We start from the raw sequence: 13,875 nt of genomic DNA on the forward strand, positions 1-13,875 counted from the left end.
CGCGGGGACGGTCGTGATCGCGCCCGCCTCCGGCGCCGCCGTCGCGCCGCGCTGCCAGGACCCGGCGATCGACCATGCCTCGGGCGTGTCCAACGGCTCAGCTCCCGCCATGATCCCGTTCCGTCCTCCCCCGGCCCCGGCCGGCCGGGCGGGCCCCGCCTCCCGGCGGGCACCCGCCCATCCCACGACGTCCGGATCTTCCTGCCCGATCGCCACCGACCTACCCCCGGACCATGGGCGCGAACGGCACCACCGTGCGCGGCTCGGACTGGGTGTGCCGGTCGAACAGCACCGCCCGGTTCGGCATCGTCCCGCCGGCCACCGGGCGGTGGCCCGCCAGGGCGAACAGGTCGCTGCCGGGCACGCCCGCGGCCGCCCACGCCGCGATGTCGTCCCGGTTGACCGGCCCGAGGTCCTCCGCCATCCGGGACACCCCGCGCCACCAGCCGACCAGGTGGACGCGCATGGCCGGGCCGCGGCGGGTCACCGTGCGCAGATCGTCGAGCCCGGTTCGTCGGGACACCGGATCACGCACCTCCAGGGCCGCCCGCCCGGCGTCCATCGCGAACACCACCACCAGCCGCAGTGGCGGCGCCGGGCCGCCGGTGCCGGCGAGCGCCGCCTCCTCCCGGGCCCGGGTCTCGTCCGCGGCGGCGGCGAGCACCCCGCGCAGCCCGGTGACGTCGGCGACGCGGACGGGGTGGCCGGCGCGACGCATCCGCTCGGCGAGGATCTCCGCGGCGCCGAGCGCGGTCGGCTCCGCGGCGACGACCTCCGCGACGAGGCCGCCGGCCGGCAGCTGCGCGGCGACGCTGGCCGCCGCCGCCTGCACCATGCCGACCGCCTCCCGGCGCAGCGGGCCGAGCACGGCGAGATGGCGCCCGGGCGAGGCTGCGAGGCGAACCCCGACCGCCGCCGGGGCGAGGTCGACGGGCACCCCGACCAACGCGAGCGGATCGCCGCCGGGCACCGCGACGGGCTCCGCGGGCAGAGCGACGGGCTCCGCGGGCAGAGCGGAATCCACGCCGGCCACGCCGGCCACCTTGGTCCCGCCGGCCACCTTGGTCCCGTCGGCCACCTTGGTCCCGTCGGCCCGGTGGGCCACCTGAGCCAGGTCGGCCGCGACGGCGAGGGGCACCGGCGCGACGGGCGCCTGCGCGCGGACCGCCGCCGGCAGTTCGTCACCGGTCGGGGCGGCGGCGGACTCGATCGCCGGCGGCGCCGGCCGGCCGTCCAACGCCCGGTAGACCGGGTTGTCGTCGAGGATCGCCGGGGCGTGGCCGACGAAGACCCGCGGCCGGGACGCCGACGGCAGGCTGCGGGCCGTGGAGGTCGCCAGCCGGTCGCGCAACCGGGCGATCACCGCCGGGTCGGGGTAGGCGACCCGGACGAGCTCGTTGCCGGCCGGATGGCCGTTGCGCCGGTTCACGATCGCCTCACCGACGCCGGACAGCGCGCCCGCGGCCTCGTTCGCCGTGGACAGCAGGACCCGCGACTCCGAGATCGAGGTGCGCAGCGCCACCCGCAGCGCGAACTGACCGAAGATCGAGCCGCGCTTGCCGGCGGTGGAGTCGAGGGCGTCGATGCCGGACAGCGTCTGGCTGGCCAGCAGCAGGTGGACGCCGTAGGCGCGGCCCTGTCGGGCCAGGACCTCCAGGTGGGCGACGCCCTCGCGGGCGATCTCGTCCATCGGGGTGAGCATCACCTGGAACTCGTCCACGACGACGATGACCCGCGGCCAGGCGGAGCTGCGGTCGGCGGCCCGCAGGCCGCGCAGGTCCCGCGCGCCGACCGCGCGCATCGCCACCGACCGGCGGCGCATGTCCTCGCGGACCGCGCGCAGGACGGCGACGCCGAACTCGCGGTCGCTCTCGATGCCGACGGTGTCGGCGTGCGGCAGGAAGAACGGATCGGAGGGGCCGGGGGCGAACTGGGCGAACTCCAGGCCCTCCTTGAAGTCCAGCAGGTGGAAGCGGACCTGGTCAGGGGCATAGCGGGCGGCGATGCCGTAGACCATGTCGAGCAGCAGGGTCGACTTGCCGGCGCCGGCCTGGCCGCCGACGAGGGCGTGCACGGTGTCGTCGTCGAAGGTGAGCCGCACCGGGCCGTCGGGGCCCTGCGCGACCGGCACGGTGACCCCGGCGGCGCTGTCGGACTCCCACAGGGCGCCGGGCAGCAGCTCGGCGATGCCGGGGGGGCGGGATGCCTCGCGGGCGGCCGCGTCGGCGACCTGCTTGGTGACGGCGGTGACGAGATCCGACGGCGGCGGCGGGTCGAGCTGGACGGCCAGCAGGCCGGTCAGCGAGGTGCGCCACAGGCCCGGCTGCGCGCCGCGCCAGTCCGGCCGGTCGGCGAGCAGCTCGACGGCGGTGAACACCACCGAGTTCGGCAGCGCCTCGGCGACCGAGTCGGCCTCCTCGTCCAGGCGGAGATCGTCGGAGTCGGGGTCGGGCGGGGTCACGTCGTCGAGGTCGTCCGCGCCGTCGGGGCCGGCCGGGTCGGTCTGCTGCGGCGTGAGCTGGACGATGGAGATCACATGGACGCCGCAGGCGGGCCCCTGCGCGGCGACGGCCGCCAGCGACCGGGCGCCCTCCTCGTACAGGCGCGGATCGCCGAGCAGCACCAGCAGCAGCCACGGTTCCGGGCGACCGTGGCCGGCGTCCTCGCGTTCCCGCAGCGAGTCGAACCGGCCGCCGAGGCGATCGACGGTGATCCGGCCCACCTCGGCGGACAGCTCGGCGAGGCGCTCCTCCAACCGGGCGCGGGTGGTGATGGTGGCCGACGCGACGCCGGCGGCCCGCAGCGGCGCGAAGCCGGCGAGGCCGGCGCCGAGCTCGTGCGGGTCGTAGACGATCAGGCGGACCCGTCCGGCGGGCACCGCGGCCAGGATCCGGGTGAGCAGCCCGCGGACGAGGTCGACCGCGGCGGCGCGGCGCGCCCGCACGGTCTCGATCCGCAGGTTGCGGCCGTCGAGCAGCGGCACCGCCAGCGGCACCGTGCTGTGCGTCGCGCCGGGCTCGTCCGGCGGGATGACGACCTGCCCGACCTGCCACAGCCCCGGGCGGAAGCGGGTGCGCACGCCGCCGGCCGCGGCGGGGGCGGCACCGAACGGCCCGTGCCGCCAGTCGGGGGCGGCCCAGGAGGCACCGGCGAACCCACGGGCCCCGTTGCGGGCGATCATCCGGGCCTGGGCCAGCTCGGCGTCGACGTCGCGCGACCCGCTCGCCGCGGCCGGCCGACCCGGGCCGCCCGGCGCCGCCGGCGCGCCGCCGCGTTCGAGCTCGGCCGCCTGCTCCTCCAGCCGGTCGGCGAGGGCCAGCGCCGCTCCCAGCGAGGACTGAATACCGGCCACGAGCGTGCGCGCCCGCCGGGTACCCGACATCGTCGACCTCCCCACACCATCTCTGCACCGCACCGGGATCTCTGCACCGCACCGGGTGGCCGCCGCCGCGTCGGGCACCCGGCGGCGGGATTCCCCCGACGACCATGACACGTCCGAGGGAGCAAACATCCCAGAACCCGCCGACCGGCCGAACTGGCGTGCCCGCTGTGAGGGCCGCGCGGGCCGCGCCGTCACCGAGCGGCACCGGATGCTGACCATGGCCACGCTAGCGACTCACCCGGCGCCGACGTGGCCGTTCGGACCCGGATCACACCCGCCGCCGCCGCACGGACGACGCCGGGACCACCCCCGCCAGCCAGCGTGACCCGATCGGGCCGGCCTCCCTGCGCCGCGGCGTGTGGGCCACCCGACACGCCTTCGAGGCGTCGAATCGGTTTCGGGGATCCATGACCATGACATGACCGCCGTGGCCCACGACCGGGTGGAAGGTGCGATGTTCGAGGCGATCCGGCAGGCAGCGCACGACCGGGACCGATACGCGACACGCAGCGCGTGTTCAATGGCCGGGCGAGGGCAGCGTCTCCGGCAGTTGATCGACGAGCCGGCCGGAGGGGATGCGGAGCATCGATGGCCACGCGGGAAGGGGATCCTCGTGACGGACGCGGCTGAAGCGGCGGGTATCGCCGGCACGGCCGACCCGGCCGACGGCACGGTGGGCAGCTCGCCGCCCGGCGCCCCGGCCGATCCCGCCGCGGCGCGCGCCGGCGGTCGGGGGGACCCGATCGTGCCGGAGCAGCGGCCGCTCGCGGTCATCGACGTGGACGGGGTGGTGGCCGATGTCCGTCACCGGCTGCGGTTCCTGCGGGCCAGCCCCGGCGACTGGGACGCGTTCTTCGCCGCGGCGCCGGCGGACCCCCCACTGGCCGAGGGGGTGGAGCTGGTCCACCGGCTCGCCCGCGACCATGAGGTGGTGTGGCTGACCGGACGGCCGGAACGGTCCCGGGCGGCGACCTGGCGCTGGCTGGGCGAGCAGGGCCTGCCCCTGGGAGAGCTGCGGATGCGCCCGGACGACGACCGCCGCCCGGCCCGGGTGTTCAAGCGTGCCGAGCTGCGGCAGCTGGGCACCCGACGCCAGGTCGCCGTCGTGGTGGACGACGACCCCGCCGTCGTCGACCTGCTACGGGCCGACGGCTGGCCGGTGCTGCGGGCCGAGTGGCTCGCCTACGAGTCGACCCTGGGCAACGCCCAGGAGTCCGAGGGCCGCACCTGAGCTGCTCGGCTCATCCTGACGCCGATCTGCGGTAGATCCAGGCGGCGAGTGGCGCGAACACCGCCAGCAGGCCGAGGCACCAGGCGAGGGACTGCAGCAGGGACGAGGTGACCGGGCCGCCGAGGAACAGCGACCGGACGGCGTCGATGGTCACCGACACCGGCTGGTGGCGGGCGAACGCCTGCAACCAGCCCGGCATCGTCGCGACCGGAGCGAAGGCCGAGCTCGCGAAGACCAGCGGGAAGATCCAGACGAAGCCCCCCGACTGGGCCGCCTCGGCGCTGCCCACCGACAGGCCGATCACCGCGGACAGCCAGGAGAAGGCGTAGGAGAACAGCAGCATCAGCCCGAACCCGGCGAGCACCGCGGGCACGGTCGTGTCCCCGAACCGGAACCCGACCGCAAGCCCGACCAACAGCATGATCACGATGATGAAGGCGTTGCGCAGCAGGTCGGACAGCGTCCGGCCGGTGAGCAGCGCCGAGCGGGTCATCGGCAGCGACCGGAACCGGTCCATCAGTCCACGCTGGCGGTCCTCCGCGAGGCCGAGCCCGGTCACCATCGCGCCGAAGATCACCGTCTGCATGAACACGCCGGGCATCAGGTAGTCGACGTAGTCCAGCCCGCCGCCCACGTCGATCGCGCCGCCGAAGACGTAGGTGAACAGCAGCACGAACATGACGGGCTGGACGGTCGCGAAGACGGTGAGTTCCGGGATGCGCCAGGTCTGGATGAGGTTGCGCCGCGCCATCACCCAGGCGTCGGCGACCGCCCACGCCAGCCGCCCGCGGCGCACGGGCACCAGCTCGGCGGCCCCTACCCGCGGGGCACCGGTGTCCAGAATGGTCATGTCGTCGTCACCGTCCGCTCGTCCCGATCGTCGCCGTCGCGCCCGGCGCCGTCCCGCGCGGCCGGGACCGCGGAATCGGCCGCGGCCGGGTCGGCGTCGCCCGCCCGGTGGCCCGTCATGGTGAGGAACACGTCGTCCAGAGAGGGCCGGTGCAGGGCGACGTCGTCGATCCGCACGGCGATCTCGTCAAGCGCCCGGACCACGTCCGACAGCACGCTCGCGCCCGCCACCGGCACGCCCACCCGCCGCGTCGCCGGGTCGGCCGTCGCCGGGCCGGTACCGAACCGGGCGAGCACGGCCCGGGCCGCCTCGACCTGCGCGGGATCGTCGCCGCCCAGGACGAGGTCGAGCCGGCTTCCCCCGATCCGGGCCTTCAGCTCGTCGGCCGTGCCCTCCGCGATCACCCGACCCCCGTCGATGACGGAGATCCGGTCGGCGAGCCGATCGGCCTCCTCCAGGTACTGCGTCGTGAGCAACACGGTCGTGCCGCCGCGGACCAGGTCCTCCACGACCCGCCACATGGCCGCCCGGCTGCGCGGGTCCAGACCGGTGGTCGGCTCGTCGAGGAACAGCACCGGCGGGTTGATGATCAGGCTGGCGGCGAGGTCGAGCCGGCGACGCATCCCACCCGAATAGGTGCGCGTCTGCCGGCCGGCCGCGTCGGCCAGGTCGAACCGGTCGAGCAGCTCAAGGGCGCGGGCCCGGGCGACGCCGGCTCGCAGCCGGTAGAGCCGGCCGAACATCTCCAGGTTCTCCAGGCCCGTGAGCCGCTCGTCGACCGCCGCGTACTGGCCGGTCAGCCCGATCCGGGCCCGCAGCACGTCCGGCTGGCGCACGACGTCGACGCCGAGCACCTCGGCCCGGCCACCGTCCGGGCGAAGCAGCGTCGACAGGATGCGGACCGCCGTCGTCTTGCCGGCGCCGTTGGGACCGAGCACACCGTGCACCGTGCCCGGGGCGATGTGCAGGTCCAGCCCGACCAGCGCCGGTTTGCCACGGTAGCTCTTCTGCAGGCCCTCGGCGAGGACCGCGGGTTCGTCTGCCACGCTGCGGACCGTACGACAGCCCACCGACAGTTCCAACGCATTTCCGAGCCCAGCCTCTACCGAACCCCGGCCAGCCCCGACAGCCCCGAGCCCACCCGAATGCCCGCCGAAGCGACCCGGCGAAGCACAGGACCTCGCTGCTCATCCAGCAGAATCATCGAAGGCCGATGTGACGCCCGACGCCCGACGCCCGACCGAGGATGTCGGAACTCCGGACCGGGGCGCCGGCCGGCGGCCCGGTCCGGTTTCGCCACGCCGCCGGCTACCGCACCGAGCGTCGCCGGTCGGGCACAGAATCATGCCGAGGGCTCATCGCGGTTTTCCGGCCCAAAACCGTGCTTAGGTCTCGGCAGGCCGTTGTCTGGCCGGGAGGACGCGGGCCGGTCTGGCGGGCGGCAGCGGCGCAGTCCGGTGCCGACGGTCCGCTCGCCGATCGCGTACGTCCAGAGAACAGCGGACGTAGGCGTCTAGGCAGTACTGCGCCGCGTACGCCGGCTGGCGAGCTCGTCGCCCGGGTGGGTGGCGGGCGGCTGCCCGGGCCGCTCGCACGGCAGCGCGGCAAGCTGGCCGCGCATGTCGCGCAGGGCTCGGCCGACCGCGATCGCGAACACCCCCTGGCCGCCGCGGACCAGATCGATCACCTGGTCGTCCGAGGTGCACTCGTACACGGTCGAGCCGTCGCTGATCAGGGTGAGCTGCGCCAGGTCATCCACTCCCCGGGTGCGCAGGTGCTCCACGGCGACCCGGATGTTCTGCAGCGAGACGCCCGCCTCCAGCAGCTTGCGGACGACCCGCAGGACGAGGACGTCCCGGAAGGAGTACAGCCGCTGGCTGCCCGAGCCGGACGCCCCGCGGACGCTGGGGACGACCAGGCCCGTCCGGGCCCAGTAGTCGAGCTGGCGGTAGGTGATACCCGCCGCGGCACACGCTGTCGGCCCGCGGTATCCGACGTCGTCCCCAGGAGGTTCGGGGATCTCGTCCGGAAAGAGCTGGCCCTGTTCGATCATCGTCGTACGCACTTCGCCGCCATGCCAGCCCCATCCTCCGGATCGATCCGGGTTGGTCCCGGCGGCCGGTCACCCGGTCCCGCCATCCCGGACACCCAGCCCGGTCGAGTCACTTCCCACCGCCGCGTCCGGGCCGTCCCGACCGGACGACGCCGGCTTCACCGGCACGCCACCGACCGGCCGGCCAGCTCCCACCGGCCGGCGCCACCCGACCGGCGCAAGACGCGCGCGACCCGACAAGCCCGCGACCCCCCGCCACGCGGGTCCACAGGTCCGGGTACGGCCCGCCGTCACCACCTCCCCGGCAAGGTCAGAGCCGGAGCACTCTCATCCACTGACGCGTCCACCGCAGGCGCGGGTGGTCACGAGCTCCGCCGATCGGGCTCCTCCGACCGTAGGAGCGACGCGCAGTTCCTTCAATGATCCAAGCCGGCGTGTCCGTAGTCCAGCGGACATGACCGGTCAGATCGGACAAAAAGGAATCTCGATACGAGCCGTCATGACGGACGCGTCCCACGGCCGTCCCACCCGCCCAGGCAAGGGCGGCCACCGGAAGCCCGCCACGGCAGGGAAAGGGACCCCTCCAGCTGGCCGGAGGCGTACCACACCCGCTGCCGCCCGCAGGGGCCCGCGAACGGGTTGCGGCGCACGTCCCCTCCCCAGCGCAGGGCACCCCAGATGGGCCACGCAGAGGGCCGTGGAGCCGCTCACATGGCAGGTGAAGGACGGGCGTGAGCGAGGCGGGAGCGGCACAGCGCGCCTACCGGCGGGGCGATCCAGGCGCGCCGCAGCCACACCCCGCGGCTCGCCACCGCGGGGGAGGCCGGACGCTCAGGAACCGGGAGTGTTGAAGTCCTCTGGAGAGATCGTGTCCAGGAACTCCCGGAACTTCTCCAGTTCGCTCTCCTGTTCCTGCTCCTGCTCCTCGGGGACCGTGATCCCGGCCTCCGCCAGGACGGCCTCGACGCCGTAGACGGGCGCCCCCATCCGCATCGCCAGCGCGATCGCGTCGGACGGACGGGCGGAGACCTCCACCCCGTTACCGAACACGAGCGTGGCGAAGAAGACGCCGTCCTGCAGGTCCGTGATCGTCACCCGGGTCAGGTCCGTCTGCAGCGCCCGCAGCACGTCCCGCATCAGGTCATGGGTCATAGGTCGAGCCGTCGTGATGCCCTCCTGGGCGAAGGCGATCGCGGTCGCCTCGACGGCACCGATCCAGATGGGCAGATACCGCTCACCGCCCACCTCCTTGAGCAGGACGATCGGCTGCTTCGACGGAAGCTCGACTCGCACGCCGACGATGTCCAGCCGATGCACCGATCTACCTCCTCGCGCAGGTGGGGCAGGGCGGGATGATGTGACCGGAGCCAGAAAACCCCACAGGGGAGACAGTATCCCCGCATCCGCCCGGCGTCAGCGCGCCCACCGGTTCCGCTGCCCGGCAGGGCACTTCCGCCTCGGCCCCGACCACCCGCTCAGCTCGGCCGACCGGCCGCAAGCCGGGAACGCAGCAGGGCCGCATGCAGCCGGACCAGCAAGGCCGCCAGCTCATCGGCGGTCTCCGCCTGCCGCCCGGCGTTGTCCCCGCCACGCTGGCCGCGCAGCGGCGCCGTGGCGGCCTCGATGAGACCAGCCTCACGGTCGGCGACGGTACGGGCGGCGCGCAGATGCCTGGCCTGGACGCCGTGCCCGGCGAGCAGCGCGACCGTGCGGGCGACGAGCAGGGCGTCGGAGTCGTAGTAACCGCCGCCCGCGATCGGCGCGACCAGGCCGTGCCGCTCCAGGTCCGCCAGTTCCTCCTCGTCGAGCCCCACGGCTGCCAGGAGCTCCCGGCGGGACATCCTGACCCGTTCCACCCCCAGGATGGCGTCCAGGCCGGTAGGAGCCGGATGCGGGGGCACCGCGCGGGGGCCAGGCCGGTGCACCGGCGTCTCACCGCGGTCGAGGGAGGACAGTTCCTCCTTGATCACGCGCAGCGGGAGAAACCGCTCCCGCTGGGCGTGCAGGACATACCGGAGCCGGGCTACGTCGTCCGCCGAGTACTTGCGGTAGTTCGCGCTCGTGCGCGCCGGCTCGACGAGCCCCTCCGCCTCCAGGTAGCGGATCTTCGACAGCGTGATGTCGGCGAAGTCGGCCCGCAGCCGCTCCAGGACCTGGCCGATGTTGAGCACCTTCGCGCCCGAGCCGGCCCGGTCCCGACCGGGCCCGTCCGGGCGCGGGGCCGGCGACGCCGCAGCGAAGCCGCTCACCGTTGGTCCCTCCCGCTCACCGCGCCGCTGACCCCCCGTAGCTCGCCCCGGTGAGGAACACCAGTCGGAACTTACCGATCTGCACCTCGTCGCCACTGGTGAGCTCGGCGGAGTCGATGCGCTCGCGGTTGAGGTAGGTGCCGTTGAGGCTGCCGACGTCACGCACCGAGAAGCCCTTGGTGTAGGGCGAGCGGTGGAACTCCGCGTGCCGGCGCGAGACGGTGACGTCATCGAGGAAGATGTCACTCTCGGGGTGCCGCCCGACGGTGGTCATGTCCGCGTCCAGCAGGAACCGGCTGCCGGCGTTCGGGCCGCGCTTGACGACCAGCAGCGCCGAACCCGGCGGCAGCGCGTCGACGGCGGCGACGGCGTCCCGCTCCGTCGACTCGTCGACGTGGTCGCCCTCGATTCCGGACAGCGCGGCGGCCAGATTCAGCGTCGATGTCTGTTCGGCGGGCCGCTCCGGCGCCACGGGCTCACCCGGACGTACCAGAGGGGACCCGCACCGCGCGCAATACAGCGCGTCGGACGGGTTCTGCTGTCCGCACCTCGTGCAGAACACAGTCGCGTCCGCTTCCTGCCGGGACCCCGCGTGAGCGAGGTTCGCCAGCCGCCTCGGCCGCCGCCGGACAGGCGGCGGGAACGTCTCTACCAGCACTTGCGATGGTGGTAGCCAGACGTTCGCAGCCCACCCCCACCACCGGGATGATCACATGCCGACGGCTGGGCCGTCCACGACCGTGCCCCGGTGCACTCCGAGGCTAGTGCATCGGGGGCACGCTCGTGAAAAGGGTGCGACCCGTGTTGTTCGGCGTGGCGTCACCCACCGCCCGCCATCGGGGCACAGGAAGTACCGTCAGTGTTCCTTCACGTGCTCCCGGTACTCGTCGGCGTCCAGCAGACCCTCGATGGCGTCCGCGTCCGTGATCGTGAACTCGACCAGCCAGCCGTCCCCGTACGGGTCGGAGTTGATCAGCTCGGGCGCGCCGGTCAACGCCTCGTTACGGGCAGTGATCTCGCCTGCGACCGGGGCGTAGATCTCCGAGACGCTCTTGGTCGACTCGACCTCGCCGACGGGCTCCCCCGCGCCGACGGTGGCGCCGATGTCCGGCAGCGTCACGAAGACGATGTCGCCCAGCGCCTCCTGCGCGTAGGACGTGATGCCGACCCGCGCCGTGCTCCCGGTGAGCCGGATCCACTCGTGCTCACGGGTGTACTTCAGGTCGTCCGGGTACACCGGAGATCGCCTCCCCTTGATCCGCATCGCTCCGACCAGCGCCGGCGGGGCCGTCGGTCCAACCCCGTCACCGGGCAACCCGCGCGGCGGCGGAGCTATCCGGCCGGGCGAGCGTAGCGGGGACTGGGCGCGGGCCGCAGCGCACGGATCTCGATGTGCTCGGAGGTCCGGACGCTGGCCTGCGCCCCGTCCCGCGCCGTTACCGTATCGAGCACCCCGCCCGGGATCCGCAGCGCCTGGTCCAGGGTGTGCGCATCACCGACCACCCGAAGGACGTACGGCGGAGCGACCGACGTTCCGTCCACGATCAGTCCGCGCCCGGGCTCGTCGGCGACGTAGGTCGACACGCCCGCCCGCACCCCCGCGATCTCGATGGCCTCCGCGCCCGCGTCGCGCAGTTCCTGCAGCGCGTCGACGAGCACCGAGGCGTCGACCGCCCGGTGCGGGTCCCGGATGGTCAGCTCCAGCCCGGGCCCGCTGACCGCCACCGTCCCGGCGAGGATCGCCAGCTCGTCGGCCCGGGTGCGCTCGGCGTCCGCCCCACCGCCCGACGCGGCGCCCCGCCCGCCGGCCGGACCCGACGCCCCGCCCGGTATCGGGGACGCCCCCGGCGTGCCCGCGCTGTCCGCCTCCCGGCGCAGCCGCCCCTCCTTCGTCGCAAGCGCACGATCCTCGGCGCCGATCGCGCCGAGGCTGGCGGCGAGCTCGTCCGGGCGGGCCGTGGCCAGGGAGAACGACGGCTCCGCCGAACGGGCCGCGACGACCCCACCGAAACCGAGCGCGGCGAGCAGGACGAGGGTCACCACCCGGCGCAGCCGTATCCCCACCGGCCCCGTTTCCGCCCCGGGCTCCGCGGGAGGCGCCACGCCGGTCACCGACTCGCCCCCGGCCGCCTCGCCGGCACCGGCACCGGCACCGGCACCCGCGATGGTCTCGTCGCGGGCGCCCGACTCCCCCTCAGCCGTGTCCGGCTCCGCGACCTCCTCGTCACGGGCCGCCGGCTCCCCCTCGGCCACGGCCGGCTCCGCAGCAGCCACGCCGAGGGCAACCAGATCCCCCTCGGCAGCGCCCGGCTCTCCCTCGGCCGGCTTCGCGGTGGCGACGTACCGGGCAACCGGGTCTCCCGCTTCGGCCTCCGTGAGTCGGGCGACCGCACCGCCGGCGACCGGGTCCCCTTCATCCCCGACTCGATGGACGCCGTCCCGACCCTCGTCGGCGGGTTGCGGGTCGGCGGGTTGCGGGTCGGCGGGTTGCGGGTCGGCTGGCCCCGGCGCGTCCGGCTCGCCGGCCGCGGCCGGCGCCGGGTCCCTACCGGCGCCGGCAACCGGCTCGGCCGAGGGCTCGCCGGCGGGTTCGGGCCGGGGGGGCTTCGCCGCGCTCGCCGCCATCGTCAGAGCCTGATCAGCGCGCGGCGCAGGATCGTCGCGGTCGTGAAGATCCGGATGCCCAGCACCACGACGACCGCCGTCGACAGCGCACCACCGAAGCCGATCAGGTCGCCGAGCAGCACGAGCAGGACGGCGATCACCACGTTGGAGACGAACGAGACGATGAACTCGCGGTCGTCGAACGTCCGCTCGACGAGCGATCGCGCGGCACCGAGGGCGGCATCGACCGCCGCGACGACCGCGACCGGCAGGTAGGGGTCCAGCCAGTCCGGGGCGGTCGGCCCCAGCAGCAGTCCGGCCACGACGCCCAGGACGAGGGCCAGCAGGGGAATCATGATCCGCTCCGTCGGGCATGGCGCAGCACCGGTGGCGGCGCCGCGGGCAGGGTCAGGGTCGCGGCGACGGACGCCGTCAGGGAGGTCACGGGGGAACCTGGACGGTGGCGCAGCCGGTCGACCACCGCCGACTGCTCCACCCTCCGCACCAGCCGCTGCGGATCACCGACGGCCTCGACAGCGTATGGCGCGAGCACCGGGACGAAATTGATCAGCACGAGGTCCCCCGCCGCCCGGATCGCGCTGAGAGCCGTCAGCCGTACCCCGTTGACCGCGACCGCCTCGGCCCCGGAAATCCACAACACGTTCACCAGGTCGGCGAGGTCGTGATCCTGGATCCGTCCCGTGCCGGCCGCGCCTGGGGAGGCCGGGCCGGCCTGGTGCGGCCGGGGTGTGCCGGACGTCGACACGCGGGGGTCGGCGGAGCCGGAGCCGCCGGCCAGCCGGTCGGTGACGATGATCCGCACGCCGGGGCCCGTCACGGCGGCCGATCCCGCCACAGGGCCGAGCGCCGCGACGTCCGCGACGGCGCGGACATGATCGCGGTCGGCGCGGCGGCGCTGTTCCCAGGTCGCCGCGATCCTGGACCGCAGCTGCCCGACGCGGTCCTCGGTGCTCGCCAGGGCCACGGAGCGCTCGCCGACCTGCACTCGCAAGGTCGCCGCGAGCCGGTCGCGGTCGTCGGCGGTGACGGCGGCGCGGCTCGCCCCGAGCGCGATCACACCACCGAGCAGGGCCAGCGCCAGGGCCAGCGCCACCGGCCGCAGCCATCGCCGGCCCCCCGACGCCGTCAGGCGCGCCGAGGCCGGGCACCCCGACAGGGCCGGCCCGGCGGACGCGACAGGCTCGGCGGACACGACAGGCTCGGCGGACACGACAGGCTCGGCGGACGCGACAGGCTCGGCGCGCAGGGACGGGTCCGCGGGCAGGGGGGATTGCGGCGGCGGGTCGTCGAGGAGCATGGCGAGCTCCGCCGGCAGGGACTGCGCCCCCAGGAGTCCGGTGGCGGACCTCCCGGGGTCATGGGCGGGGCATTTCGCTCCTCGCCATGGCCATCCGTTCCGATCCCGCACATTCGGCATTCTGACCGACGGGGGGCTCGCCGCCGCCGACTGCGGTCGCGCCGCGCGCGCCGTGGCCGGCCCGGGAA

The 13,875-nt window shown here is 74.7% G+C and carries 12 protein-coding genes; 1 reads left to right on the forward strand and 11 read right to left on the reverse strand.

Annotation, left to right across the window (positions count from 1 at the left end):
- Nucleotides 1-220 precede the first annotated feature (220 nt).
- Nucleotides 221-3,382 carry an FtsK/SpoIIIE domain-containing protein gene (locus FRAQA3DRAFT_RS13035; protein ID WP_009739499.1) on the reverse strand — a complete coding sequence of 1,054 codons (3,162 nt, stop codon included), beginning with the start codon at nt 3,380-3,382 and terminating at the stop codon, nt 221-223.
- A gap of 613 nt (nt 3,383-3,995) precedes the next feature.
- On the opposite strand from FRAQA3DRAFT_RS13035, the gene FRAQA3DRAFT_RS35035 reads away from it, so the two are divergent.
- The gene (locus FRAQA3DRAFT_RS35035; RefSeq protein ID WP_232292034.1) at nt 3,996-4,613 is read left to right on the forward strand and encodes a hypothetical protein; all 618 of its coding nucleotides are present in this window, start codon (nt 3,996-3,998) and stop codon (nt 4,611-4,613) included.
- Nucleotides 4,614-4,623: 10 nt separating this feature from the next.
- On the opposite strand, the gene FRAQA3DRAFT_RS13045 is transcribed toward FRAQA3DRAFT_RS35035, so the two are convergent.
- From FRAQA3DRAFT_RS13045 to FRAQA3DRAFT_RS13090, 10 genes are all read right to left on the reverse strand, one after another.
- Nucleotides 4,624-5,463 carry an ABC transporter permease gene (locus FRAQA3DRAFT_RS13045; RefSeq protein ID WP_009739501.1) on the reverse strand — a complete coding sequence of 280 codons (840 nt, stop codon included), beginning with the start codon at nt 5,461-5,463 and terminating at the stop codon, nt 4,624-4,626.
- Nucleotides 5,460-6,509, reverse strand: coding sequence for a daunorubicin resistance protein DrrA family ABC transporter ATP-binding protein (locus FRAQA3DRAFT_RS13050; RefSeq protein WP_035920920.1), 1,050 nt, complete (start codon nt 6,507-6,509; stop codon nt 5,460-5,462). The genes FRAQA3DRAFT_RS13045 and FRAQA3DRAFT_RS13050 overlap by 4 nt, the downstream gene beginning before the upstream one ends.
- Nucleotides 6,510-6,976: 467 nt before the next feature.
- Entirely contained in the window at nt 6,977-7,516 is a 540-nt protein-coding gene (locus FRAQA3DRAFT_RS13055; protein WP_009739503.1) for a MerR family transcriptional regulator, read from the reverse strand.
- Between the two features lie 831 nt (nt 7,517-8,347).
- Complete coding sequence (locus FRAQA3DRAFT_RS13060; RefSeq protein ID WP_009739504.1) at nt 8,348-8,833, reverse strand: bifunctional nuclease family protein; 486 nt, start codon at nt 8,831-8,833, stop codon at nt 8,348-8,350.
- Nucleotides 8,834-8,991: 158 nt separating this feature from the next.
- Nucleotides 8,992-9,765 carry a MerR family transcriptional regulator gene (locus FRAQA3DRAFT_RS13065; protein WP_009739505.1) on the reverse strand — a complete coding sequence of 258 codons (774 nt, stop codon included), beginning with the start codon at nt 9,763-9,765 and terminating at the stop codon, nt 8,992-8,994.
- 16 nt (nt 9,766-9,781) lie between these two features.
- Nucleotides 9,782-10,327, reverse strand: coding sequence for an FHA domain-containing protein (locus FRAQA3DRAFT_RS13070; RefSeq protein ID WP_009739506.1), 546 nt, complete (start codon nt 10,325-10,327; stop codon nt 9,782-9,784).
- Between the two features lie 294 nt (nt 10,328-10,621).
- Nucleotides 10,622-11,002 (reverse strand): glycine cleavage system protein GcvH, encoded by a 381-nt coding sequence (gene gcvH, locus FRAQA3DRAFT_RS13075; protein WP_009739507.1) that lies wholly within the window; start codon nt 11,000-11,002, stop codon nt 10,622-10,624.
- Nucleotides 11,003-11,097: 95 nt separating this feature from the next.
- Nucleotides 11,098-12,390: a DUF881 domain-containing protein gene (locus FRAQA3DRAFT_RS37200; RefSeq protein WP_009739508.1), complete on the reverse strand. Its 1,293-nt coding sequence runs from the start codon at nt 12,388-12,390 to the stop codon at nt 11,098-11,100.
- 2 nt (nt 12,391-12,392) lie between these two features.
- Complete coding sequence (locus FRAQA3DRAFT_RS13085; RefSeq protein WP_009739509.1) at nt 12,393-12,725, reverse strand: small basic family protein; 333 nt, start codon at nt 12,723-12,725, stop codon at nt 12,393-12,395.
- Nucleotides 12,722-13,687 (reverse strand): DUF881 domain-containing protein, encoded by a 966-nt coding sequence (locus tag FRAQA3DRAFT_RS13090; protein WP_009739510.1) that lies wholly within the window; start codon nt 13,685-13,687, stop codon nt 12,722-12,724. Before FRAQA3DRAFT_RS13090 ends, FRAQA3DRAFT_RS13085 begins: the two co-directional genes overlap by 4 nt.
- Nucleotides 13,688-13,875: the final 188 nt, after the last annotated feature.

It is taken from the genome of Frankia sp. QA3, from assembly GCF_000262465.1.
Lineage (GTDB): Bacteria > Actinomycetota > Actinomycetes > Frankiales > Frankiaceae > Frankia.